This is a genomic window from Paenibacillus sp. IHBB 3054, from assembly GCF_051594305.1.
GTDB lineage: Bacteria > Bacillota > Bacilli > Paenibacillales > Paenibacillaceae > Paenibacillus_AQ.
Genome location: NZ_JBOFBG010000027.1, coordinates 14,942 through 39,592, shown reverse-complemented (window position 1 = coordinate 39,592; position 24,651 = coordinate 14,942). Strand labels below are relative to the sequence as shown.

General features: G+C 48.7%; 19 protein-coding genes and 1 pseudogene. 17 read left to right on the top strand and 3 right to left on the bottom strand.

Features of this window, described 5'->3' with window-relative positions; translation table 11 throughout:
- The first annotated feature begins 18 nt into the window (after window positions 1-18).
- From ACQ76X_RS24200 to ACQ76X_RS24180, 5 genes are all read left to right on the top strand, one after another.
- Entirely contained in the window at window positions 19-6,648 is a 6,630-nt protein-coding gene (locus ACQ76X_RS24200) for an amino acid adenylation domain-containing protein (protein ID WP_438496281.1), read from the top strand.
- A gap of 19 nt (window positions 6,649-6,667) precedes the next feature.
- A complete protein-coding gene (locus ACQ76X_RS24195; RefSeq protein ID WP_438496280.1) occupies window positions 6,668-7,552 on the top strand; it encodes a stalk domain-containing protein in 885 nt (294 codons plus the stop codon).
- Window positions 7,549-8,307, top strand: coding sequence for a VOC family protein (locus tag ACQ76X_RS24190; RefSeq protein WP_438496279.1), 759 nt, complete (start codon window positions 7,549-7,551; stop codon window positions 8,305-8,307). The genes ACQ76X_RS24195 and ACQ76X_RS24190 overlap by 4 nt, the downstream gene beginning before the upstream one ends.
- Before the next feature lie 81 nt (window positions 8,308-8,388).
- Window positions 8,389-9,144: a GNAT family N-acetyltransferase gene (locus tag ACQ76X_RS24185; RefSeq protein WP_438496278.1), complete on the top strand. Its 756-nt coding sequence runs from the start codon at window positions 8,389-8,391 to the stop codon at window positions 9,142-9,144.
- A 23-nt stretch (window positions 9,145-9,167) separates the two neighbouring features.
- Window positions 9,168-10,640 carry an amidase family protein gene (locus tag ACQ76X_RS24180; RefSeq protein WP_438496277.1) on the top strand — a complete coding sequence of 491 codons (1,473 nt, stop codon included), beginning with the start codon at window positions 9,168-9,170 and terminating at the stop codon, window positions 10,638-10,640.
- Between the two features lie 178 nt (window positions 10,641-10,818).
- Here ACQ76X_RS24180 and ACQ76X_RS24175 read toward each other — a convergent pair whose 3' ends face one another.
- Both ACQ76X_RS24175 and ACQ76X_RS24170 read right to left on the bottom strand, forming a co-directional pair.
- Entirely contained in the window at window positions 10,819-12,099 is a 1,281-nt protein-coding gene (locus ACQ76X_RS24175; RefSeq protein ID WP_438496276.1) for an MFS transporter, read from the bottom strand.
- Window positions 12,099-12,758, bottom strand: coding sequence for a TetR family transcriptional regulator (locus tag ACQ76X_RS24170; RefSeq protein ID WP_438496275.1), 660 nt, complete (start codon window positions 12,756-12,758; stop codon window positions 12,099-12,101). The genes ACQ76X_RS24175 and ACQ76X_RS24170 overlap by 1 nt, the downstream gene beginning before the upstream one ends.
- A gap of 71 nt (window positions 12,759-12,829) precedes the next feature.
- Between ACQ76X_RS24170 and ACQ76X_RS24165 the strand changes: the two genes are divergently transcribed.
- The 7 genes from ACQ76X_RS24165 (at window position 12,830) to ACQ76X_RS24135 (ending at window position 21,228) form a co-directional block, all read left to right on the top strand.
- A complete protein-coding gene (locus ACQ76X_RS24165; protein WP_438496274.1) occupies window positions 12,830-13,069 on the top strand; it encodes a hypothetical protein in 240 nt (79 codons plus the stop codon).
- Window positions 13,070-13,193: 124 nt separating this feature from the next.
- Window positions 13,194-14,750 carry a contractile injection system protein, VgrG/Pvc8 family gene (locus ACQ76X_RS24160; RefSeq protein ID WP_438496273.1) on the top strand — a complete coding sequence of 519 codons (1,557 nt, stop codon included), beginning with the start codon at window positions 13,194-13,196 and terminating at the stop codon, window positions 14,748-14,750.
- Between the two features lie 27 nt (window positions 14,751-14,777).
- The gene (locus tag ACQ76X_RS24155) at window positions 14,778-15,929 is read left to right on the top strand and encodes a pentapeptide repeat-containing protein (RefSeq protein ID WP_438496272.1); all 1,152 of its coding nucleotides are present in this window, start codon (window positions 14,778-14,780) and stop codon (window positions 15,927-15,929) included.
- Window positions 15,922-16,446 (top strand): hypothetical protein, encoded by a 525-nt coding sequence (locus ACQ76X_RS24150; protein WP_438496271.1) that lies wholly within the window; start codon window positions 15,922-15,924, stop codon window positions 16,444-16,446. Before ACQ76X_RS24155 ends, ACQ76X_RS24150 begins: the two co-directional genes overlap by 8 nt.
- A gap of 1 nt (window position 16,447) precedes the next feature.
- Window positions 16,448-17,140, top strand: a complete 693-nt coding sequence (locus ACQ76X_RS24145) for a PAAR-like protein (RefSeq protein ID WP_438496270.1) — start codon at window positions 16,448-16,450, stop codon at window positions 17,138-17,140.
- Window positions 17,141-17,163: 23 nt separating this feature from the next.
- Complete coding sequence (locus ACQ76X_RS24140; protein ID WP_438496269.1) at window positions 17,164-20,730, top strand: hypothetical protein; 3,567 nt, start codon at window positions 17,164-17,166, stop codon at window positions 20,728-20,730.
- Between the two features lie 15 nt (window positions 20,731-20,745).
- Window positions 20,746-21,228 (top strand): hypothetical protein, encoded by a 483-nt coding sequence (locus ACQ76X_RS24135; RefSeq protein ID WP_438496268.1) that lies wholly within the window; start codon window positions 20,746-20,748, stop codon window positions 21,226-21,228.
- Between the two features lie 151 nt (window positions 21,229-21,379).
- Here ACQ76X_RS24135 and ACQ76X_RS24130 read toward each other — a convergent pair.
- Window positions 21,380-22,102 (bottom strand): annotated as a pseudogene (locus ACQ76X_RS24130) (IS5 family transposase).
- 215 nt (window positions 22,103-22,317) lie between these two features.
- On the opposite strand from ACQ76X_RS24130, the gene ACQ76X_RS24125 reads away from it, so the two are divergent.
- From ACQ76X_RS24125 to ACQ76X_RS24105, 5 genes are all read left to right on the top strand, one after another.
- A complete protein-coding gene (locus ACQ76X_RS24125; RefSeq protein WP_438496267.1) occupies window positions 22,318-22,611 on the top strand; it encodes a hypothetical protein in 294 nt (97 codons plus the stop codon).
- Window positions 22,612-23,135: 524 nt separating this feature from the next.
- Window positions 23,136-23,336 carry a hypothetical protein gene (locus ACQ76X_RS24120; protein WP_438496266.1) on the top strand — a complete coding sequence of 67 codons (201 nt, stop codon included), beginning with the start codon at window positions 23,136-23,138 and terminating at the stop codon, window positions 23,334-23,336.
- Window positions 23,337-23,347: 11 nt separating this feature from the next.
- Entirely contained in the window at window positions 23,348-23,578 is a 231-nt protein-coding gene (locus ACQ76X_RS24115) for a hypothetical protein (protein ID WP_438496265.1), read from the top strand.
- A gap of 208 nt (window positions 23,579-23,786) precedes the next feature.
- Complete coding sequence (locus ACQ76X_RS24110) at window positions 23,787-24,089, top strand: hypothetical protein (protein WP_438496264.1); 303 nt, start codon at window positions 23,787-23,789, stop codon at window positions 24,087-24,089.
- Window position 24,090: 1 nt separating this feature from the next.
- A complete protein-coding gene (locus ACQ76X_RS24105; RefSeq protein ID WP_438496263.1) occupies window positions 24,091-24,594 on the top strand; it encodes a hypothetical protein in 504 nt (167 codons plus the stop codon).
- Window positions 24,595-24,651 lie beyond the last annotated feature (57 nt).

Here is a 24,651-nt window from a genome sequence, read left to right as displayed (position 1 = left end):
CATAAGGGAGGAAACACAGTGAGCAAGGAACAGTCGGAGCAGGATTTAAGCAATGATATCGCCATCGTCAGCATGGTGTGCCGATTCCCCGGGGTGGATTCCGTGGAGCAGTATTGGGAGCTTCTCGCTAGTGGAACGGATGCGCTTCAGCTAAGCCCAGCACCAGCAGGACCAGGCATAGAACCCCTGAACCGCTTGGGGAGCGAGGGTCTGATCCCGGTGAATACTTCATTGAAGGACACCGAGAAATTTGATGCAGCCTTCTTCAAGCTGACCAGCAGGGAAGCCGAAATCACCGATCCGCAGCATCGGCTTTTTATGGAGAGCGCCTGGGAGGTACTGGAGAAGGCAGGGTATAACCCGCTGAATTATCCCGGACTGATTGGTTTGTTCGCGGGAGTCAGCACCAGTACTTACCTGATTAACCACTTGCTTGCGGACAGGGACCGGAACGAATCCGTCAGTGATTTGCAGCTTATGATCGCCAATGACAAGGACCATATGACCGCCCAAATTGCTTATCGCCTAAATATTTGCGGACCTGTCGTTGCCGTACAAACTTCTTGTTCGACTTCTCTCGTAGCAACGCATCTGGCCTGTGAAAGTCTGCTCAGCGGACAATGCGACCTTGCACTGGCAGGGGGCGTGACGCTCAAATTTCCGCAAGTTCCGGGCTATCTGCATCGCCAAGGAGGGCTGACCGCAGCAGATGGGATGATTCGCGCTTTTGACGCAGAGGCTACTGGGACTGTATACAGCAATGGCCTGGGAATCGTCGTCTTGAAAAGGCTTGAAGATGCACTGCGGGACGGAGATATGATCCAGGCCGTAATCAAAGGTTCGGCGATTAACAGCGACGGCGCTAACCGGATCGGCTATGCTGCTCCCGGTGTAGATGGCCAGGCGGCGGTCATTGCTGAAGCCATGAGCATCGCCCAAGTCCAGCCGGATGCAATCAGCTACGTAGAAGCTCACGGCAGCGGCACGCCGCTTGGAGATGATATTGAGCTTGAGGCGCTAAGCAGAGCGTTTGCAGCAGCGCGCTCCAACCATTTTTGTGCAATTGGTTCGGCCAAAACCAACATCGGCCATGTCGAGATGGCTTCTGGGGCAGCCGGTCTGATCAAAACAGCCTTGGCGCTCAAGCACCGGAAAATTCCGGCAAGCCTTCATTTTGAGACACCGAATCCCAAGCTTGAGGAGCATAGCAGCCCCTTCTACGTAAATGATATGCTTGCTGACTGGGATGCCGGGGCACATGGGCGGTATGCCGGAGTCAGCTCCTTTGGACTAGGTGGAATCAATGCCCATTTGGTGCTGACAGAAGCACCGGTTCAGGCGGAAGGGGATGCAGAGAACCGCTGCGAGCTTCTGGTCCTGTCGGCCAAGACAGCAAGTGCGCTGGAGCGGATGTGCGCCAATATGGCGGCCCATATAGAAATACACCCGCAGCTTAATCTAAGCGACATGGCCTATACCCTTAAAACAGGACGGGCGGTATTTGCCGTTTCAAAAGCTATTGTTTTTCGCGGGCGCACCGATCTGCTGGAGCAGCTAAGGGCTGCGAGTGTAACGGGTACTATACGTCAGGGATCTGCAGCGGAGGGCAAGCTGGCAGTTTGTTTAAGCTTCTCCCAAAGCTGTGTGCTCTCTGCAGAAGAGGCTCGCGATTTATACGAATCGAATACGTCATTTCAGCAGTTGATTAGTGAGCTGTCCGACCAAATCCGCCGCTCATATCCACTCGACCTGCGACATTATGTTCGGTCCGCCCTTGCACCTGAACCATCTTCCGCTACCGGGAGAATGTTGTCGTTTGCGCTGCAATTGGCGCTTGGCCGCCTGTTCCTTGGCTGGGGTATCCAAGCCTCTTCCATCGTTGGTACCGGAATAGGCGACTGGGTCAGCCAGGTGTTGAAGGACGAATGCGCCTTGGAGGATGCTTTACATCAGCTCTACAGCGAAGAAAAGGATCATACTTCCGGTCATGCACCTGTGCAGGTGGAGCAGGTCTATGTCCTGAACCTGGGCAAACCCAGCCAATCCGACGGGCAGATTGCAGCGGCAGGCCAAGCACCCGGACTATATTGGCTGCAAAGCGAAATCGCCCAATTATGGCTGGCAGGCGCTGAACTGGATTGGGCGCTGTATTACGAAGGAGAACGCAGACGCAAGCTGGAGCTCCCAACCTATCCTTTTGAACGAGGTGTATTCTGGATCGGCCCTTCCAGCGGGCGTGCCACAGCAGATGTTGAGAGTGACAGCCGCCAAGGGAACAGAACGGCAGACAACAACTATTATCAGCAGAAAGTCAAAGAAATCTGGGAGCAGAGCCTTGGGCTCGAGATCGCGGATGGACAGGAGACCTTCTTCGAGCTGGGCGGGCATTCCCTGCTGGCGACCCAAATTTTGTTTGTGATGAACAAGACCTTCCGTACGGAAATTACGCTCCAGCAATTTTTCGATCATCCTACCGTGGACGATCTGGCTGCATTAGCAGCGGAGCAAGCCGGGCAAGGCATCAGTGCGTATACTGATCTTCCCGAGGTGCAGATTGCCTTGGCGGAGCGGTATGATCCCTTTCCACTGACCGATGTGCAAAAGGCCTACTGGATCGGCCGTTCGGAGGGCCTAGAGCTTGGAAATGTATCGACCCATATGTATTTTGAAAATGATGTCGCTGACCTTAATCTAAGCACGTTCCAGCAGGCGTTCCAAGCGCTGATTGACCGGCATGACATGCTTCGCTCGGTGATTCTTCCGGATGGGCAGCAGCAGATTCTTCCTCAAGTTCCCAGCTATATAATCCGTTCCTATGACATCACCGCTTTTGGAAAAGAGGAGCGAAGCGCCCATGTGCGGTCTATTCGGGAAGAGATGTCGCACCAGGTGCTCGATTGCTGCCAGTGGCCGTTGTTTGATGTCCGCGCGACGCGGCTGCCTGAAGGCCGGGTCCGGCTGCATATCAGCGTCGATCTGCTAATCGCTGATGCCTGGAGCCTGGAGCTGCTGCTGCGTGAGCTCTCTGTACTTTATCTAAATCCGGCACATGTCTTCGAGCCGCTGACCTTGTCCTTCCGCGATTATGTGCTGGCTACTGCAGAGATTGAAAAAAGTGAATTATTCCGCCGCTCCGAGACGTACTGGAAGGGCCGGCTGGACTCCCTGCCAATGGGACCGCAGTTTGAACTTGTGAAGGAACCGTCCCAAGTGCTGAAGCCGGAATTCAGACGGCGGCAGCATGTCATTTCCGCCCCACACTGGAAGCAGCTCAAAAAGAGAGCGGAAGGTTATGGCATTACCTCTACGGTGGCTTTACTGACTGCTTTTTCGGAGGTGCTGACGTTATGGAGCCGCAAGGCGCATTTCGCCCTTAATCTGACCTTATTCAACCGTCTGCCGATCCATCCCGAAGTGGGCGAAGTCATTGGGGACTTCACCTCCCTGACTCTGCTGGAAATTGACAACCGCGAACCGGGTGCCTTCATCAGCCGGGCCCAGCGCCATCAGCGCAGGCTGCTTGAGGATATGGATCACCGCTATTTCAGCGGTGTGCGGGTGACAAGGGAGCTGCTGGCCAAATACAAAGAGCCATCGAAGGCGATTGTACCCGTAATCTTCACGAGCATTCTGAATCAGACGGAACAAGCTGCGCCCGAAGGCCAGCCCGCACAGGCCTTGCAGGAGGATCGCTACAGTGTCTCGCAGACTCCTCAGGTGTGGCTGGATCACCAGGTGCTGGAACGGGATGGGGAACTGCATTTCAATTGGGACTCTGTAGATGAACTGTTCCCGGCCGGCATGCTGGACGAGATGTTCGCTGCGTATTGCGAGCTGCTGGACATGCTGGCTAAGGAAGCACAAGTCTGGGATGAACCACTGCCCCTGAGTATGGAGCTTTCGCGCAGGATGCCGCACCGCGAACGTCTTCATGAGGTTGCAACATTCCATACCCGGCCACTACTGCCTAATCCGTCACCTGGATCACTGCTGGAGCGTTACCACAACAATGTACGGCAACGACCGTCCGCAGTGGCACTTATCTCCCCTGGAGGGCAGCTTAGTTATTCCGAATTGAATGACTACGCCGATTACGTTGCTGGTCAGCTTATCCTAAATGGAACCCGTCCGGGCGAACCGGTGGCCGTTGTGATGCACAAGGGCTGGGAGCAGATTGCTGCCGTTCTTGGGATTCTCAAGGCTGGCTGCGCGTATCTGCCCGTGGATGCCTCGCTTCCCCAAGCCCGGATAGCTGAGCTTCTGCGGCTTGGACAGGTCGCAAATGCCGTCATTCAGCCCGATTTGGATCACTCAGATTGGCCGCAGCTTATGCCCGTTGTTCTTAACGGACAGTGCAAGCCGGACGGCAAATACGGAGCAGAGGACCCGGAGGCGGCGGACCGCCTGGCGTATATTATGTTCACTTCAGGGAGCACGGGCGTTCCCAAAGGTGTCATGGTCAATCACCGCTCTGTTCTCAATACCACTGAAGATATTCTTCACACTTATAAAGTTGGACCGCATGATGTCATGTTCGGCTTGTCTGCGCTGAACTTTGACCTGTCCGTGTTTGATATCTTCGGCATGCTCTCTGCAGGAGGCACACTCGTTCTGCCAGACAAGGATCATCTCCGGGACCCTGCACATTGGCTGGAGCTGATGAACCGGACAGGCGTGACCCTCTGGAATACAGTTCCTGCACTCCTCAGCATGCTTACGGAACTGGTCAAAGATACGAATTCGCCAGTCTGCAGCTCGCTGCGTCTGGCTCTGCTTAGCGGTGACTGGATACCGCTGGGCTTGCCTCAAGCAATCAGCCGGTTGAAGCCAGGGCTTGAGGTGGTCTCATTAGGCGGTGCCACCGAAGCAGCCATCTGGTCGATTGCTTACCCGGTTCAGGAGGTGTTGCCTGGCTGGACCAGCATTCCTTACGGACGTTCACTCGCCAATCAACGGGTATACGTGCTGAACGAACGGATGGAGGAGTGCCCTATTGGCGTATGCGGGGAATTGTATATTGGGGGAGAAGGCCTCGCTATGGGCTACTGGCAGGATGAACTGCGAACCCTGGAACGATTCATCCGTCATCCTCTGACCGGCCAGCGGCTCTACCGCACCGGCGATCTCGGGAGATATGCGGAGGACGGAAATATAGAATTCCTGGGCCGGGAGGATTTGCAGATTAAGGTACGCGGGCATCGCATTGAGCTAGGCGAGATCGAAGCTGCCCTGAAATCCCATCCGTATATCAAGGAGGCTACCGTAATCAGCCAGGGGGAAGGCGAACGCAAACGGTTGTCCGCCTATGTGACCGTGGACCGTGAACAGGCTTACGGTGTCGCGGGGATGGCCGGGCAAGAATTGATTACGGGGGCAGTGGACCGGATGTTGTTCAAGCTGAATGAACCCGCATTGCGAAGTAATCTATCCGGTAAAAGCTACAGTCTGGGCGATGCAGAGGAAGGTAACGATCCATTCTTGCGGCGGCGCAGCTACCGCAGCTTTGTGAAGGAGCCGATTTCCCAGCAGCAATTCGGGGCATTTACGTCTGCTTTGTCACAAAGGACTTTCGATGGTCTTCCTTTTCCGAAGTTCCAATATGGTTCTGCAGGCGGGCTGTATCCAGTCCAGGTCTACTTCCATCTCAAGCCTGGAGCGGTAGAGGATCTGCCTGGCGGGCTGTATTATTACAACCGCAAGGAGCATCAGCTTGTACTGCTCGAAGAACATCCAAGGATGGATGCTGCTATTCATGCACCGGGGAACCGTGAAGTTTTTGAAGCTTCGGCCTTCCAGATTTTCCTGATCGGCTGCATGGATGCAATCGTCCCTATGTATGGACAGAAGGATGGCCTGGGCTATTCGATGATGGAAGCCGGGATCATCTCGCAGCTCCTGGAAGATAAAGGTCCTGAACACGGAATTGGCTTAATTCAAATGGGGACTCTGGGCTTCGAACACATCCGCCCAATGTTCCGGCTGCGTAGTAACGATGTATATCTGCATTGCCTGCTTGGAGGCGGGATTACGCCTGAGCAGATGACTCTGTCTGGACAGGTGGAAGAGATGAACCTCTATTCTTCCAATAAAACCACAACCAAGGAGAGCAAACCGGACATCGGCAAAGCCCTAACCGTTTATTTAAAAGAGAAATTGCCTTCATACATGGTGCCGTCCGCTATACTGGAGCTGGAGAATTTCCCGCTGACAGCCAATGGCAAAGTAGACCGCAAAGCGCTTGCGCTTCTGGCACCGCAGCTCCCGGAAACCGATGAAGCGGCCGCTATGACAACTGGCGAACTCCCCTCTGGATCAGCTCCGTTGCTGCAGCAGATTGCGGATGCCTGGCACAAAGTTCTGAACCGCCAGGATATTGGCCTGCACGATAACTTCTTCGATCTTGGTGGTGATTCGATCAGTATGGTTGCGCTCTTCCGCGAATTACAGGAAGATTATGGAAGTAGACTGACCATGATCGAACTATTCAGGTATCCGACGATTAAAGATCTCTGTGAATTTCTGCTGGAAGATGCAGCAGATTCACCGCCGCAGGATGGCTTGCCCCTGGAGCGTGAACGGGCTGATTCCCGGCGCAGTTCCCTGGCCCAGTTAGCCGGCAAACAGCGGCAAGGCCGATCAACAACCTAAATTCAGGAGGGAACAGAACATGAAGAAATTTATGCTGCTATTATTTATTGCACTGCTGGCCTGTCCGAGTGGCACTGCCTTATCGGCAGCCGCTCCAGCGGTCAAGATCTCGTGGAATGGAACACCGATTACCTTTACAGGGGCCTCACCGGTTCAGGAGGGCAAGACCTGGCTCGTACCGATCCGGCCTGTCTCCGAAGAACTGGGTGCAGATTTGCAATGGGCTGCCAAAGAAAAGAAGCTTACCCTGTCAACATTTGCCCGGACGGCAATACTGGTTATCGGCAGCAAGCAAATGAAGGTCAACGAGCAGACCATTACTCTTCATGCAGCCCCTAGACAGCACCAGTCCGCCATCCTCGTTCCACTGGAGGCGCTGGAGGCGATTGGGCTTGTAACAGCCTGGAATCCGGCGAAAACCGCAGTGGATCTGAAACCGGAGTTCACCGTTGTTAAAAAGTACATTTTCCCAATTCAGGTTGCAAGCATCCGTTACCGCGGCCAATATGAGGAAATTACCAAGGTCTTTACCCTGCTTGACAGCAAAGTGAAAGATGTAATCAATGGTCAAGGCATGAGTTTGTATTATGAGCAGAATTATGAACTAGGACATGACACAGAGATTTGCATTCCGGTCAGCAAGGCTGTGGAAGGCGAGTCTATAGAATACAAGGGCCAGAAGATTCCGATAGTTACCAAAACGCTGGAAGGCGGTTATTTCCTGTCTGTGGTTCACCAGGGAACGCCGGATACGCTGGGTGACGTCTGGGCGCAAATGGACTTATATGCTAAAAATACAGGAGTCCAGCTTACATCACCGTCGCGGGAAGTATATGTGCATGAGGATCTGAAGGATTACCGTAAACAGGTTACCGAAATTCAGCTCCGGTTCAAAGACCTATGAAGCATTATAACGAAGGTACGTTTTGCTGGGCCGAGCTGGGCAGCGGTGATCCGGCAGCATCTGCTGCATTTTATACCGCATTATTTCCTTGGAGTACGCAAACGACAACTATGGAAGATGGGCGAAGCTACACGGTATTCCAATCGGACGAACAAGATGTGGCTGCCATGTATTCCTTAGGTGATCCTAAGCTGGCCTCTTTCTGGGGCTGTTACATTGCTGTTCAGGACGTGGAGTTCTCAGCTGAACGGGCCCAGTCACTGGGAGCGGAAATGCTCATTGCTCCAAGACGCATAGCGGACAAGGGCGCTATGTGTGCATTCCGTGATCCTACCGGAGCGATGGTGGCCTTATGGGAAGCGGCAGAGCATCTGGGATCGGGCGTTCAGCACGAATCGTACTCTATCGACTGGCATGAGCTGTATACAACAGATCTGAACGCCGCCGCTCATTTTTATACTGAACTACTGGGGTGGTCAATGGAAGAAGTGCCTACTCCGTCAGGCCGTTATCTCCAGTTCAAAGTTAGAGCAGACTATGTAGCCGGCATGAAGGCAATTCCCCAGGACATGGCGAACATGAGCAGCGGCTGGGGATTATATTTCAAGGTTTCCGGATGCGAGAAGGTCTCTCAGCAAGCGGTAGCCTTGGGAGCTGCTGTGGTAATCTCCCCAATGCCTGTGCCGGGTGGCGGGACATGTTCCACTTTGCAAGACCCGCAGGGAGCTTTCTTTTCGATCCAGCACAGATTCTAGACACAAATTCTACCGGGATAGTCCTAAACAACCGTTTGGTTATCCCGGATATTTCAAAAAGAATAGTGAGGTAGTGACACAATGACCTACTTGCAAATTACCAAAGAAAACATCAAACAAGAACATATCTGCTGCGCCCTGGGCGCGAAGCAATATGAGCAGGCGGTCCGGGACAAAAAGCAATGGCTGAGCGAACGGATGGAGGAAGGGCTGGTTTTGTACCGGCTGAATGACCGGGCCAAGGTTTTTATTGAATATTTGCCTGCCGAGAAGGCTTGGATCCCGCTTAATGCCCCTAACTATATGTACATTAACTGCCTGTGGGTATCTGGAAGACACAAGGACAATGGTCATTCCAAACAGCTTCTGGATAAGTGCAAGGCAGATGCCCAAGCCTTGGGCATGGATGGCATTGTGCATATTGTCAGCAAGAAGAAAATGCCTTATTTGAGCGATAAACGTTTTTTTGAGCATATGGGATTTCAAATCACCGATGAAGCAGATCCTTATTTCGAGTTGGCAGTACTCAAATGGAACGATGAGGGGGAGCACCCGTCTTTTGCACATTCCGTGAAGTCTGCGCCAGCCTCGGGCGACGGGATTTGTATTTATTACACAGCACAATGTCCTTTTGCCGTTGGTGTTTTGGAGGATTTGCGGTCAGTGGCGAAGGAGAGGGGTATCCCGTTTACGGCTCATCTCCTGACTACCCGGGAGGAAGCCCAGGCCGCCCCTTCGATCTGGACAACCTTCAGTCTGTTTCTTAATGGTACGTTCATCACTCACGAGATTATGAGTCCGGGCAAGTTCGCGAAACTGCTCGACAGCGCCAAATAGTAAGGATACAGGGAGGAAGAAACTTGAATTTAACTTATCTTACCGCTTCCGATGTGATCCGGCTGCTTGAACAGGGTGAGGTGAATTCCAGGCAACTGCTGGATCACTATTATGGCCGGATGGACCTTGTTAATGAACAACTCAATGCCGTGGTGCAGCAGCAGCGGGAAACTGCCTACGCCCAGGCGGATCAGGCCGACCGGGACAGAAAAGAAGGCCGGAGGTATGGGCCACTGCATGGTCTGCCGCTTACGGTCAAGGAGTCATTTAATGTCAGCGGGATGCTTACAACCTCTGGAGCCCCGCATTTAAAACATAACATTGCTACAGAACATGCGGCCACGGTGCAACGATTGATTCAGGCCGGAGCGATCGTTATGGGGAAAACCAACGTACCGGTGATGACTGCAGACTGGCAGACTTATAATGATCTATACGGCACGACCAACAACCCGTGGAACACAAACTTGACACCAGGGGGTTCATCTGGCGGCAGTGCGGCCGCTTTGGCATCTGATTGCACGCCTGTGGAATTCGGCAGTGATCTGATCGGCTGCCTGCGGATCCCTGCGCATTATACCGGTGTATATGCCCATCGCTGCAGTCTTGGAATGCTGTCGCTTAGAGGACATGTTCCTGGCAATCCTCCCGGTGATGAAAGCGAACCCGATTTGTCGGCGGCTGGCCCGCTGGCCCGAAGCGCCAAGGATCTGCGGCTGATGATGGATGTGCTGTATGATCCCTGGGTAGATGTGCCTGTCCCTCCTGATTTCCGCACTAACACATTAAAGGAGCAAGCGAAGATTAAAGTTCTGACCTGGTTTGAAGCTCCGGAGCATGAAATAGATGAACGTATTAAACGCAGATATGCTGATTTCACCGCAGGTTTATCAAGGATGGAGGGGGTGGAGGTTCACCACGGAATGCCTCCTGAGATCCAAATGGACAAGTTGTTCGACCTGGCTATGAAGCTGTCTGGACGGCTTGTCGGCACCTCATTCAATTCAAGGCAGCGCCTGACTGCAAGTCTGGCCTCCCTTGGCCTGCGGGCATCCCGTTTGGTGACAAAGGCTTTTCCTGAAGGGCTAGAGGACTATTACCGGGCAATGAATCAGAGTGAGGGGGAACAAGAGGAAACGGACCGCTTGCGTCAGGAATATAACCGTGTGATCACTTCCTTACTTCAGGAATATGATGTTCTGCTGCTGCCCATCAGTCCGGTATTGGCAATTCCCCACATGCAGCAGGCGGTAACTAGAAGGACTCTGGAAGTGAATGGACGGGCAACTGGATATAACGAGCATTTAATCTGGAATATCCTCGCGACTGTCTTTGGGCTGCCTGCCACAATTTTGCCGCTGAACCGCTCTAACGATGAATTACCTTGTGGAATCCAGATTATCAGTGGGCATTTCAAGGATCATATCACCATTGACTTTGCCGAAATATGCGAGTCATTGACAGAGGGATTTCAAATTCCTCCTGGTTATTCATAACTGCACTACTCACCTTACATTTTCAAAATCACGATAAATATTATTTTCATCTTCAATAGTTTACGGATAGAAATGAGTAATAAAAGCACAAGGCCGCGGCTGTGTGCTTTTTATTTGGCGGACGCTTATGCCTGGCAGCGCATGTATAGCCGCTCGCCTGCTCTGTTATGTAATCTGCTCAAGCCGTTTCACTTTGCGCTGCCTCGCGTTCTGCGGCCGATTGTACCTCAAGCTTACGGACAAGGGAGGGAAGTGAAAAAAGGTAGAAGAAGCTGACGGCTACTGTACATAGCGCGAGTATATAGTGCAGCCAAGTCACCGAAAGCCAGACGGGAAAGGCCAGGGCGACAATGCCCAGTGCCATGGAGTGGCCCAGCATCATGATCGGATCAATCAAAGCATTAACCCGGCCCATATTACGGGCGGGAACCAGTTCGGGCATCCAGCTGCCAAGAACGATATTGATTGGCGCAATTGCAATACCCGCGAGCAGAATAATGACTAAGTATACCTCGACCCGACCGGCAAAACCCAGGCCCCCAATAAGCAGGCTGGCTACGAATAACCCCGTTATAAGCACCGGAGTCCGGGTAAAGCGGGCAATGAGACGAGGACCGAGAATGCTGCCCAGCAGGAAGCCGATGCCCAGAAAAACGGTAATCATCGAGGAATAGACGACATAATTATCCGGACTCAGCTTATATTTCATTGCAAAAATCGGAAGCACAGCAAACACACCATTTACGATCCCAAAGAACAAAAATCCGCTGATAAGTACGAGCAGCAGCCGATTTCCGGCGATATAACGAAGACCCTGCCAGAAATCTGTAATGAGATGCGAAAAGCGAAGCTCGCGAATACGGCTCTTGCCGTTAGGCATCCGGGCATTCTCGGGAAAATCCCCCCAGGCCAGCAGCAGACCCGAGATTAGAAAACTGGCACCGTCGACGATGATAGCGCCTTCAATTCCAACAAAATGATAAGCGGTCGCTCCCAGACTCATCCCGAATAACATGAACATTCCCATAACGATCTGGTTCAACCCTGATGCCTGAACATACTGGTCATGACCGATGCTTCCCTGCAGCAGCCCCATCTCAGCCGGACCAAAAAATTTGGAGATCGAGCTGCGCAGAAACAGGACCAGAAAACATAGCACGATTAGATCGTAATGCACGAATACCAGCAGCAGCAAGGTCAATCCGGCACGGATCCAATCGCTGTATGCGGCGATATGCTTTCGGTCGAACCGGTCGGCCACAACACCGACGATCCAGAATACAGCCAGTGTAGGCAAGGAATACATCAACTCAGCGGTCGTTGCCAGGGAGGGGCGCTCGCTGAACCGGTCTACCAGATAATAGGCAAAAGCCATGTTGCCGACCACCGTACCCAGTTGGGAAGCAAAAGCCGCAATAAACAGCTTGCAGAACACAGGATTGCGAAAAAGTGACTTCATTAAATCTCCTCCCTTAAACCCAAGAAATCCATTGCTTGGCCGGCTGACGGTTGAAGCAGACTGTACAGATAGTGAAGTAGTGCATTGAATTGCATACTAGTATCCGCTTGCTTGGTGCCAACCGTGATGGAATGTGTAACGATACCTTCCTGAAAGGAGGAGACCACCTTGGATATCTCACTAAGATCCATGACTGGAGTAAATTCGCCGCGGCTTACCCCCGTCCGAAGCAAATCTGCAAAGCGTTCGATGCCTCTTTCGTACCGTCTTTCAAGTAGCTCTCTGCGTGGAGAATCACGCCAGCCGACTAGAAAATACTCGTAAAAAGCAGACATCATTCCACCGCCCTCCATTTGCTCCAAATCATGAAGCTGCTGGGTATAGAGTGTGATAATGACTTGCCACATAGATGATGAAGCAGCCTTCAAGTATTCAAGATACTGTTCATACTCAAGATCCTGACGATCCAGCAATGCTTCAAAAATTTCCTCCTTCGTTTGATAATAGAGGTAAATCCAGCCCCGGCTCATGCCTGCTTCCTCGATAATATCCTTCAGCGAGACCGCGCCGTAGCCTTTTCTAATAAATACGCTTTTAGCAGCATCCAATATCTGCCGGCTTCGCTGTTCTTTACGGTGATCCGTCAATCGGGGAGACATTTACCCGCCACCTTTCTAATTTCCCAAAATGAACCGCGTGTCATTATTATTTTAATGACACGCGGTTCATTTTGCAACAAATAAATAGGAGGCTGGAAGAGGAAGGCAGTCAGCCGTCCTACCGTGGCCATGTCGTAGTATCTAATCTGAATTCCAAGGGTCAGACTGTTGTTTCAGGCAAAAAAGCGGAGCTGGAACGGTTCAGGAAAAGGATACTCACTATGGGGGCCAGAGCAGTTGTAATTCCGGTCGGTGCCGCCTATCACAGCCCATTAATGAAACCGGTAACGGAGGTTTTTGAAAATGTCTAAACTACTGTCTGATAAAAAATCCTTTTACATACTTAATTTAGTATTTAAGGGTGATATATTAAAATTACATGGGAAAAAATCGATATATAGGGAATTAAAGGAATTGCATGAAGGAGATGACACAATGGCAATGTCAGCGGTTAGCTATGAACATTTGCATATACTTCCTTTTGAGATGAGACTGCATCATGTGACGTTGGTCAAGAAAATCAATGACCACGCTAAATTGACGTTTACGGGCATGATCTCGGAAGATAGGGAAGAGCATTATGTACGGATGGCGGATGAGAATACCCCGGTAGAGCTTCTGTATACCGACGAGAATGGAAATAGCAAGCGATTGTTTCATGGCACGATCCTCAAACTCCGTGTCAAGGTCGATAAGGAAGCCTACTGGCTGGAAGCGGAAGCCATCTCTCATACCCACGCAATGGATCTCAAACCGCAGACGCGTTCCTACCAGAACAATTCTACGCTCATTCCCGATTTAATGCAGAAGATCAGCGGGTACTACCCCAATGGGCAAAGCTTTAATACGTTTGAGGAAGATAAAAGACTGGATGCGTATACCCTGCAATATCAAGAGACAGACTGGCAGTTTCTGAAGCGGCTGGCCTCCCGTTATCACACGGTGCTGGTTCCTGTATCCACGGAAGACAGCGTACGCGTGTATTTGGGCATTCCAGATCATCGGGACGCAGGCAGGATCGAAGCTACACATTACCGGATGTACAAGGATATATTAGCCTTCAAAAAAGAGGCGGGAAACGGAGAGAGCGGGCTTAGTGAACGGGATTATATTTGTTATGAAGTGATGCTGAACAATCAGGTGCTTGAACTTGGAGATCAGGTCACCTTCAAAGGCCAGCAGCTTCACGTGTTCGAGGTACGGACCGAAATGAAGCAGGGTCTGCTTACTCATCACTACACCCTCTGTCTGAAACGGACAGCTTACCGGCGCATGAGGTATAATTCCAAGCTGATAGGCTCTTCCCTCTCAGGAAAAGTCATGGAGGTGGTCCGGGATGAGGTCAAGGTGCAGCTCGATTACGATCAGGACTGGAGCCTCGCGATCGCCAGCCCCTTTCCGTATTCCACGATGTATGCCTCGGACGATCAGACGGGATGGTACTGCATGCCGGAAAAAGGCGACGCTGTCCGGATCTATTTCCCCAATGCGAAGGAAGCAGAAGGCATTGCACTCAGTTCTGTGCGGAAGAAGATACCGGAAGAAGCAATGGCTCCCGCATCCAAGCCGGGCAGTACATCCGCTGCTGCAGGCAGACACAGCCAAAATGTGACGACGACCGTAGTCCGGCAAGAACAGCTGCAGCCTGTTATTCAATACGACAAGGATCTAAAGGAAGATTTAATGGCCAATCCGAACACGAAGTTCTTGCTGACGCCAACCGGCCAGAAGATCACGTTCGAGGAAGATAAAATCATCATTACCGGTGCGACCGGGGGCGCAACTCTTACTTTAACGAGTGCGGGCACGATTATTTTGAATTGTGAGAATAAGATTACACTGCAGGCGAGCAAGCAAATTGAAATGGTCTCGGAATCTATTATGATGGTTGCCAACCAGATTGAAATGTCCACCAAGGGCGGAAACGGCGGCTTTACGATGGATCAGGGGCAGGTCGTGATTAAAGGCATCGAAGTGCTGATGAATCAATAGAACACACCGAAGAGAGGAGCGCACGGGATGCACGACCTGGAGCTATGGAACCATTTTATAGAAGAAGATGTCCTGCCTCAGCGAAATGAGCAGATTAAATCCTTACATAACTATTACGTTCAGCATAAAAAACAGATCACCACCCAACTCGTCCCGCTGTTTGACCAGTTCTGCGAGAAGGTACGACTCCAGCAGCAAGAGGGGCAATTAATGAAATGCGCCTACCTTCATCTCTCTCTGCTGCGGACGAGCCTGAACGAAGGGAAGCCCGTCTATATGCTGGAGGCCAGCGACAGGGACACGGAAAGCAAGGTGCAGCTGACACCTTTTCATTATGATGCGGGCTGGATCTACGGATTCGCGGACGCTTGGAATCAAGCATGTGAGGAGAAGCGCAGACGTTATTTAAACCGTATTCACCGCCATTCGTTCGAAGTCTGGAAGGCCCGGAAGCTGTATCCGTTCCACATCTATATGGTACATGCTGTTCGTTATGCCATGGACACCATCCGGCAGCTTGTTTCTTTCCAAAGCCTGGAGAAAGACAGTGCTTTTGAAGTGCGTGTCGGTCAATTTCGGGACCCTGAGGTCAGTGAATCTGTGTACCGCGTCAATGAAAGGCAACGTTCCTCCATTACTTGCAAAGGGTGGCTGGAAAATAAGTCAGATCAGGAATACATCTATGAACATATTGCCAAGGTCAACTTGTCCCGTGGCTATTACGAAGGCGTTGATCTGAGTTATGCAAGGTTTGAAGAGGTGACGCTGACCGGAAGTCATTTCGGGGGCAGCCGAATGCTCGGTACCCGCTTCGAGCGCTGTGTGTGCGATCAGGCCGATTTTCGCGAGAGTCTTCTGGTGGATGCGGACTTTCGCGATTGTGACCTGACTTCTGCAAGGTTCGACCATGTGCTGGGAATTCGGGACATGGCGGCAGAAGCACATGGCTTGGTATTCGGCATGAATGGCGTGTTGTTTCAAAAGGCCAATCTGACGCTTGCCAGCTTTCAGGGCGCGAGAATTGCCGGAGATTTCACAGGTGCGCAGCTGGAAGGGACGGATTTCACAGGCGCTGACTTGACGGGAAGCCGGATGCTGGAGCGGGATGCTGCTCGGGTAACGCTGACTAAGGAACAGCGTGGCACGATGATCTGGGTGGGGGAGGCGCAGCATGAGTAGTATGAAATACTTCGTGCTGGAGCATGACCGGCGCTTGCCGGCAAATGGAGTGAATCTGGCATTCCCGGAACGTATGCTGAAAGGGTATGGGTATGCCGGGCCGCAGGAAATCGTCTATACCAAGCCGGGCAATCTCCTCTCTGCCTGCAGTCTGATCGAACATCCGATACTGCTGGTCAGCGAGGAGCTGCGGGCAACTGTAACTAAGCAGTTACCGGACATTCCTTATAAAAGTGTGGTCGTAATGGACCTGGAACAGCAGGGGCAATTTTATTATGCATGGATGGACTTTCCGGAAATCCCTTGTCTTGCACCTGACCGCACAGAGACGGAAAACGGACGGATTCACACCCTTTGGGTAGACACAGAAGCATTAAAGGAAACGGCAATTTTTCAAATTCCATATTACCGGAGTCGTGTGCTGGTTGCACGTGTAGACATCGCTGAGAGCTTGCTTAGAAAAAGTCTGTATGGCTTAAGTGTCAGACCTATCCGGTTGACGAGAGGAGAAACTTGAAATGGGAATTATGGATACCCTGTTGACGAAAGGCACGCTTAACAAGCTCCTGGAATCCCCGTGGCGAAGCGAGGATACGTATGTGACGGCGGGGGCGTATATGCATTGCACGCGAGGCACACATGAGGAAGTGCTGAACAAGCAGGACCCGAACGGTGTGTACATAAATGGCAGGCCGATGTTGACGGTGAAGGATTGTGTGACATCCACCTCGGAGCCGGGAACGATTCAGGGCGCTATTCCCTTTGAACGAATGGAACAGGAGATCGATGGAAACTTCTATTCGTTCGGCTATTGCCGAAGTGATATGAATCCGCTGAAGGCGGCTGAGAAAACCTTGGGTTTTACAGATCCTTCGTATATGGTCGACCCCGATCCGGAGGAACCCACCGCAGGCCAGTTTATTTATCCTTGTGCGCCCAAGCTGATGCCAACGGTGCTGGGACCTTCTTCTGCAGGAGGCCCATCCCCTGAGCCGCAATTCAAGCTGTCAGGTGCAGTATCTGCGCTTACCACATTGCTGGAGCGCTTGGCAGGCGCTCAGACAGAGTGGACCAACGGCAGTCCGAATGTTTCTATTCAAGGGGTACAGGCGCTGACCAGCAAGTCCTGCTTATTTTGCCAGTATGGGGGTCAGATCCGGTTGCTCACGAATGGAATGGACCCGGCGCCGCCTGAGTTCTCCGCGAGATAAAGAAGAGAGGTGAAGGTGAGGGCATGGGAGCAGAGTATCAAGGGGATGGCTACGAGCTGCAGTGGCCTTATGAGCTGAAAGCGATCCGCAGTTTCCGGATTGAACGGAAATTTAATACACATGCGCGGTGCACGTTTACGGCGGTCATGACGGAAGAAGAAGCGGAAGCCTGCTTGCTGAGAAGCAGCTTCGAGGATAGCCTTGTCTTCCGCAAACCGGCCAAGCCGCGGGTGGAGAGCTGGTTCGCCGGCGGCATTACGAATGTAGATATCCAAATGGAAGACGGGATTCCTCATGTGCAAATCGAGGCGCTCTCACGCAGTTATGCGATGGATATGGAGCCGAAGAACCGGTCGTACCAGAATAAGCATCTGACTTATTCGGAAGCCATCGCGGGGCTTGTTGCGGACTATCCCGGAGGGGATGCGCACAATATGGCGACGGGCAAGCAGGACGCCCTGGGCACTTTAATGGTTCAATACGGTGAAACTGACTGGCAGTTTATGAAACGGCTGGCTTCCCGGGTGGGGACAGTGATCTTGCCGGATGTCACACTGGATGCACCGCGCGTCTATTTCGGCGTGCCGGACCTGTCCTGGGGAGAGGAGCTGAAGTCCAAGCATTATACGGTCATAAAGGACCGGGCCGCCTATGAAGAGCTGAAGGCGCATGCGGAAGGAACGGAAGCGGATCAGCTCCATGAGGGGGATTTTGTCCGTTACCGGGTTGTCAGCGGTCAATATTGCCAGGTCGGAGACGATGTTCTTTTTAAGAATCAGATGTGGGTCGTCTCCGAATCGGTGATCAGCTATGAATCCGGGCTGCTGCAGTATGAATATGTGCTGGTGAAACGCCAGACACTGCGAAGGAAGTCGCGGCGCAATGAGGCGATTCAAGGGGTATCCCTTGAAGGCCGGGTCGTGAAACGGGCAAACAATATGGTGAAGGTGCACCTGGACATCGATGCCGGGCATGACGCACAAGGGAACTGGTGGTTTCCGTACTCTGGGGAAGGGAACAATATCTTTCACTGTCTGCCGGAGGAAGGTGCGCGGATCAAGGTGTATTTTCCAAGCGGGGTAGAGAAGAAGGCGATAGCGATTAACTCGGTTCGCGGCGGGAGCGAGGAGATGAAGAGCCGGACAGTGTTCCAGAAGCCGACGACGAAGGTGTTCGAGATGCCGGGCGAAGCGAGGATGCAGCTGGGAGACGACGGCGTCCTGTTCCAGAAAGGGACGGTCAGCCTGCATTTGGATGGCGGGAACATCACCGTTAATGCCAGCGAGGATCTATTGCTGGTAGCGAGCAATCGGATGGAGCTGGGAAGCGGGGACGTAAAGAGTATACTGGAATCCATCCGGATGCGGGCAACGCAGCAGATTACGCTGCAAACGAACGCCGCCCATTATATGGTCGTCAGCGAGAAGCGGGTGGGCATCCATAGCAGCAAGATCGACTTCCAGAAAGTCGAAGTGGATTACATGGAGCTGCTGACGGATGCCGAACTGAAGGAGCTGTATATTGACGAGCTGGCCAAAGGTGAAATCATGATGCAAGAAATAGATTTAAGCCTTAAATTAGGTGCGGCCACGCAATTAACAGAAGGACAAAGAGCCGATATCCGCTCCAAAGTGGCGGCTGATGCGAGCGGCAATCCGGGTACCCAGGAAGCGGCACGAAGCTGGATGAGCGGGAAGGCGGCGGAAGAACAGCAGAGCGCCTATAAGAAGAGGTATGGCCAGCCGCCCGCCAGCGAGCCGGAGAAGCAGGGCGAGGAAAAAAAACAAGCGGAGCTGGAGAAGAACCAGCAGCTCTATGAGGTGGAGGACCGGAACCGGACAGCGGTTCATGCCTGGAATCAAAGTGCGGAGAGGATCATAGAGCAAGGCAGAAAGGAAGGTAAATCGCGAGCGGAGATCGAGGCGATGATACCAGCGCCGCCAGAACTGGCCGCAAGCGCACCTCAGCAAAGCAAGCAGCCGGGAGTTATGGAGCGACTACTGGCTGCAACGGGAATCCGTCAACTGGTGAACCAGATGAAGCCTGTCCTGGAACCCGCGCTGGATGACTGGCTGCTTCAGAATGTCGTGCCGCAGAAACCGGATTATCTGAGCAAAAAAATGGAGAAAACAGTATACTTATCTCGATATACGTTCCAGGTATTAATCCTAGACCCCCAAGTGCTGGTCGCGGAGTTCAACCTCATATTCGGCGTGGTGGCGATCGTCTCGGCGATTCCGACAGGCGGGGGATCGTTATATCTCTTGGCGGCCGCAGACATCGCCTTTAGCATAGGTGTGATTGTGGTCAACGTGGAGAAGCTGAACGATCTCAAGAACGGAAACGCCTATACGAATCCGACCTTCCTCGGCATGGACCAGGCGCTGCTGGATGGAATGGGGATTGGCATCGCCTTTGTGAGTCTGGCCAGCCTGCTCAAGCATGGCTTGTATAAGGCTGCAGATAAAATAGCGAACCGCAAGAATATTGCGGCGCTAGATGATGCTTTGAAGGCGTTGACGAACGAAGCGGACATCGCTACTAGACTTAAAACAAACCTGCCCCATGAAATGGTGGTTAAAGATGGCGGTTTGATGGATGACCTAGCAAAGAGCAAGAGTCTTGCAGGGGCAGATGACGCCAGGACAGTGGGAAAACCAAAAGCGGAGGGTTCGTCGCAGTCGGTTGAGGAGACGGCTAAAGTTACGAAAACAAAAAAGGAAAAGATTGATCCGCCACCTTATGATATAGAGAGAATACTTAGAAACATTGAAGAAAGTAAAAAAGCTCGTGAAGCTTCCAATTTCGATAAGTATTTACAGAAAGAAAAGGAGCTTCTTGAGAAGTTGAACAAGAGGACGGTTAAAGTTAAAAAAACAAAAAAGGAAAAGATTGATCCGCCACCTTATGATAGAGAGAGAATACTTAGAAACATTGAAGAAAGTAAAAAAGCTCGTGAAGCTTCCAATTTCGATAAGTATTTAAAAGAAGAAAAGAAACTTCTTGAGAAGTTGAACAAGGGGACGGGTAAAACTAAGGGAACACACGAAAATAAGTATCTAACTGATGCTGCAGAAATGAGACCATTTATCATAACACCACTAGATGGGTTTGACGCTTTTTTGGAGAGGAAATATATCGAGATTAGAAAGATGGGCTTAGAAGATGTGTCGTTAGTTGCAAAAAATACAGGTTTATCAGAACAAGATATAATTAATATGAAAAAACATTTATTCCTTGATACACATCAGCTATCGATAGATGGCGCTCCATATAAGGCACTATACTTTAAAGCTGATCAAGATGTTGCATATGCGTGGCAATTAGCACAAAAAAGAGAACTTACAACTAAAGAAAAGGACTGGTTTAAACAACTGGCGAATCATGAATTGAAGGAAAAAAAGTTAATGGATAGCGGAATTCCATTAATGGATAGATCTACATGGAATGGTAAAACATTTAATAAAGATCCTAAAAAAAATGCACATGATATAGCAAACTCAACAGATCCTAATCCACGAAGTTTCCCAGAATATGATTCTTATAAGGATTGGGAGAAATATTCAGATGATGATAGTCATAATTATTAACTTGAGGTGAAAGCAATGCGTCTAGAAACAGCGGTTTCGAAAATAAACAACATAAATTGGAAAAATGATGGTGAATTTACTAAGAAAATTCACTTTGGTTATGAGTATCTGAGAAGATTGGCTCAGTTTTACAAAGAAAAACAACTAAAACCCAAATCACCGGCTTTTTCTAATATACCTCGTTTTTTGGGAGATATTGAGGGGGATATAGATATTTCTACTTACTACAATACGGATATACTAATGGTTTTCGAAAATAATCAGAGTATAAAAAATATAGTAGAATGGTATTTACAGCTAGCGAGATATGCAGACAAGTGTCCTGAAGCGAGTCAATATTTAAGGGTGTATGAGCCTTTAATAAATTTATTAGAATGTGGAGGCGATTTTTTCATGAATAATATTGGGCTAGAAATCAAGAATGAAGGCTATTATCCGTTCAACAACTGGTTTGAAAATTTTGTTGATGCCGAACCACACGACATAAACGATCTATAATTCTGGACAGACCCGCAACACCACAATACGAGTTAGTCGCCGCATTGTGGTTATTCGACTGAAGGTTATAAAACTCACGAAAAAAAGTGTGAGAGTGACTGGGAAGAAATAAAAAATGTCAACGGTAAACTAGGTCGTGTCTGAAAACTCATCACTGAGTCAATTTAAAAATGGCGGCTATGTATACAAACGACAAGAATGATTCTGCCAGTTTGTCATAACGAGTTGCCACGCGGCGAAAATGCTTGATTTTATTGAAAAAGCACTCAACCAAGTGACGTTCTTTGTACCGATACCAATCGACTTTTCCATGGATTTTGACTATTCGCCTTAGGCGGAATGGTGTAGGAGGCTTGCTTAGCCGTAATCCAATTCCGAATCGCTTCTGAGCCATAGGCTTTGTCGCCAAGAATATGACTTCCTGTACTATCAAATTCTTGAAGTAAATCGATTGCTGGAACGGAATCATAGACTTGACCACCCGTCAGAAGAAAAGCGAGAGGATTTCCTAATCCATCGACGACGGTATGAAGTTTGGTGGTCTTTCCACCACGACTGATGCCGATGTGCTGATTTACTTCGTGTCCTTCTGCGTTTTTTTAGCACCGGCACTGTGTTGATGGGCTTTAACCGATGTAGAATCAATGCTCAAGTTTTCAAAATCAGGCTCTACGTGAAGCGCTTGGAAGATGGCGACAAGTAATCCAGTATCTCTCCATTTGCAGAAACGACTGTAGGTCGTTTTCCATGAGCCGTAACGTTCTTCCGGTAGATCACGCCAGGCAGCACCACTTCGAGCAATCCATAGAATAGCATTAAACTTGGTTCGATCACTTAATTTTGACGGACGTCCTGTTTTGTAGGGTGGAAACATGCCCTAAATTTGTTCCCACTGTTCATCGCTTATTTCGTACCGTCTTTGAATCATGCTTGATGCTCCAATCGTTTTTCTCAAATCTTACCACATTATTATTTAGTTTTCAGACACGTTCTAGTCTTGATTTTTTTGGTGGGACGATTTCGTATTTTGAAACCTTGATTGTTCTTTATGCCTTCAAGGTTTCTTTTTAATAAGGAAGGGTGACAGAAATGAATAAGAGTTATCTTTACACCAAGCCTAGTGTTATAGGAGTGTTAGAATCAAGAGGCGAAGAATTTGATAGTATAGGTTCGTGGCTTGATGATGACACCCCGGAGTTACTTAGAAAAAAAATTTATGAGAGTCCTTTAGATGAGATGATTATAGATTTAGTAGATATATTTAGAGAAGGAGATCCAAACTACAAAAAGTTAGCAGTGTTATTTGGTTTTGTTGAAATTGAAGAGGAAGAGCAAGAAGGAAAAATAATATGGAAATTACAAAAAAATCGAACGGGAAGATGATGATTTAAATAAAGTTGTAATGCACATTGATGCAAAACATTTAATTATTCAAAATCTATATTTATATGTTAGTGAATTGCCTCTTCTACGAATACTCAAAGAAAAATCAAATGACCAATTTAAGGATATAACTTTTACAGAGGTAAATAATGGGTTTGTAATTGTAGAAAAAGAATGTGTTATAAGTATTGTTAAGGATACTGAGAAGGTATAGAGAAGAGTTTTTGTTAAACATATTTAAGAATATTAATACATCTTTAAAGTAAGATCATATAATACAACTAACAACCAAACACTTAAAAACAAAAACATTTGATAAACTTTCAAAAAAGTATACTTGAATGGAATGAATTCTGAAGTCAAAATCTCGTTCTATCTGGACTCGATAGCAAAATTTTTTACTCTTTATTTAAAGAACCTGGATCTTATGAGGAGTTTGTTCCAACAGGTTGGCGGGGTATTTGAAAGAAATTCAAAAAAATAATCCCAGATAATTTCAATTTTAAGTAAAAGGATGGATTTATTTGAAAACAAAATTACAAATATTTGAAGATGAATTCCGAAGTGAAAACACTAGAGAAGCTATAAAAGGTGTAACTGTAGTTGTAGATGGGTATTTTAAACAAGTATTAGACACAATACTTCAAAATGATAAATCCTATGACGGTTACACAAATCTTATAGCAAATGCTCTAGCTAGGGGAATTAATAAGAATAAAGAATAGGAGATATTATTATGGACAATTTTACAATTGTTGAAGATGATTTGCAAAACGGCGATACTGGAGAATTAGTAAAAGGAGTTAGAATTATGGTTGAAGGAAAGTTTAAGAATTTACTTGATTCAATAATAGAAAAAAATTCTTCATTTAATAATTACTCAGAGGTCATTGGTTCTGCAATTACAAGTGGAATTACCGAGATAATTTCTGATTTGAAAAGCAAAAGATCTATTAAGGATAAGTAGTTCAACTGATATATATAAGGATCATTTATTCTTGGGTTTACAAGTTCTAGTAAAGATCATACAATACAACAGACCAAACACTAAACAATTTAAAACATGCTTAGATAAACTTTCAAAGGCTTATTCCAACTTGAATCATGGGGAGGAATGAGTTTTTTTCATGCCCACAATTAAAGAGAGAAGAAAACAATAACTAGAGCATGAAAAGGTGAAAAAAGAAGAGGGAAGGGGCCGCTATTATTTATCGGGCAGATGCAGAAATGAAGGAAAAGTATTTGATTGTTATGCTCCTGATTCAACTATTCTAAAGAACATTCTTGACACACTTAGAGTAAAAACTACAAAGCAGGCTAGAAGGATAGTGTTAAATTTGAATGATTATCCCGTTGAAAAAAGAGCTGAGCTTATTGAATATTTAAAGAGTCAAACACACAAAGATTTTAAAAATTTAAATGAACTGTTAATTGTTGAAGGTCGACAAGTAACTAGAGCGTACTGGAGGTTTGAGTAAAATGGATTTCAGGTTATCAATTGGTTTTGATTTACCTAGAGAGGCCTTGAGAAATATATTTTATGATATGATACGTGATGCGTTAATTTTGGAATTAAATATTTATGAAGCAGAAATAAGTGATTGGTCTGACGCTCAACAAGTGAGCATTAGTTGTACTTATTTTTCTCTAGGTATAGATTTAGATGAAGAGGAAGAATATTTAGAACGTTTTCGAGAGATGAATCTTGAAGCATACGGTGTGGATACAAATGTTCTTGTAAATATTCAATTTATAACGCGTACATTTGATATAGGATGGTTAAAGCTACTTAAAATAATTGGTAAAATATTGATTATGAACGACGGAGATTTGATTTTAGAAGATGATTCCACATATCCATTACTGAAAAGAATTAAAGGATCTTTACTTATTAACAGTAATTTGGATGATTATCGAACATGGTATATGACTAAAGAAAATCTAGGACTACTGAATTATCCATATGAAGAGAGGATTTTGTAAAGATGGGGAGTATAGAAGGTAATCTGTTCCTATTTATTGAGTAATAAAATGACATAA

Excerpts from the sequence above, each read along its gene's own strand:
- ACQ76X_RS24190 (WP_438496279.1), top strand. The coding sequence starts at position 7,549 with ATGAAGCATTATAACGAAGGTACGTTTTGCTGGGCCGAGCTGGGCAGC.
- ACQ76X_RS24140 (WP_438496269.1), top strand. The coding sequence starts at position 17,164 with ATGGGAGCAGAGTATCAAGGGGATGGCTACGAGCTGCAGTGGCCTTAT.
- ACQ76X_RS24195 (WP_438496280.1), top strand. The coding sequence starts at position 6,668 with ATGAAGAAATTTATGCTGCTATTATTTATTGCACTGCTGGCCTGTCCG.
- ACQ76X_RS24135 (WP_438496268.1), top strand. The coding sequence starts at position 20,746 with ATGCGTCTAGAAACAGCGGTTTCGAAAATAAACAACATAAATTGGAAA.
- ACQ76X_RS24105 (WP_438496263.1), top strand. The coding sequence starts at position 24,091 with ATGGATTTCAGGTTATCAATTGGTTTTGATTTACCTAGAGAGGCCTTG.
- ACQ76X_RS24185 (WP_438496278.1), top strand. The coding sequence starts at position 8,389 with ATGACCTACTTGCAAATTACCAAAGAAAACATCAAACAAGAACATATC.
- ACQ76X_RS24155 (WP_438496272.1), top strand. The coding sequence starts at position 14,778 with ATGCACGACCTGGAGCTATGGAACCATTTTATAGAAGAAGATGTCCTG.
- ACQ76X_RS24175 (WP_438496276.1), bottom strand. The coding sequence starts at position 12,099 with ATGAAGTCACTTTTTCGCAATCCTGTGTTCTGCAAGCTGTTTATTGCG.
- ACQ76X_RS24115 (WP_438496265.1), top strand. The coding sequence starts at position 23,348 with ATGGACAATTTTACAATTGTTGAAGATGATTTGCAAAACGGCGATACT.
- ACQ76X_RS24145 (WP_438496270.1), top strand. The coding sequence starts at position 16,448 with ATGGGAATTATGGATACCCTGTTGACGAAAGGCACGCTTAACAAGCTC.
- ACQ76X_RS24125 (WP_438496267.1), top strand. The coding sequence starts at position 22,318 with ATGAATAAGAGTTATCTTTACACCAAGCCTAGTGTTATAGGAGTGTTA.
- ACQ76X_RS24150 (WP_438496271.1), top strand. The coding sequence starts at position 15,922 with ATGAGTAGTATGAAATACTTCGTGCTGGAGCATGACCGGCGCTTGCCG.
- ACQ76X_RS24160 (WP_438496273.1), top strand. The coding sequence starts at position 13,194 with ATGGCAATGTCAGCGGTTAGCTATGAACATTTGCATATACTTCCTTTT.
- ACQ76X_RS24170 (WP_438496275.1), bottom strand. The coding sequence starts at position 12,758 with ATGTCTCCCCGATTGACGGATCACCGTAAAGAACAGCGAAGCCGGCAG.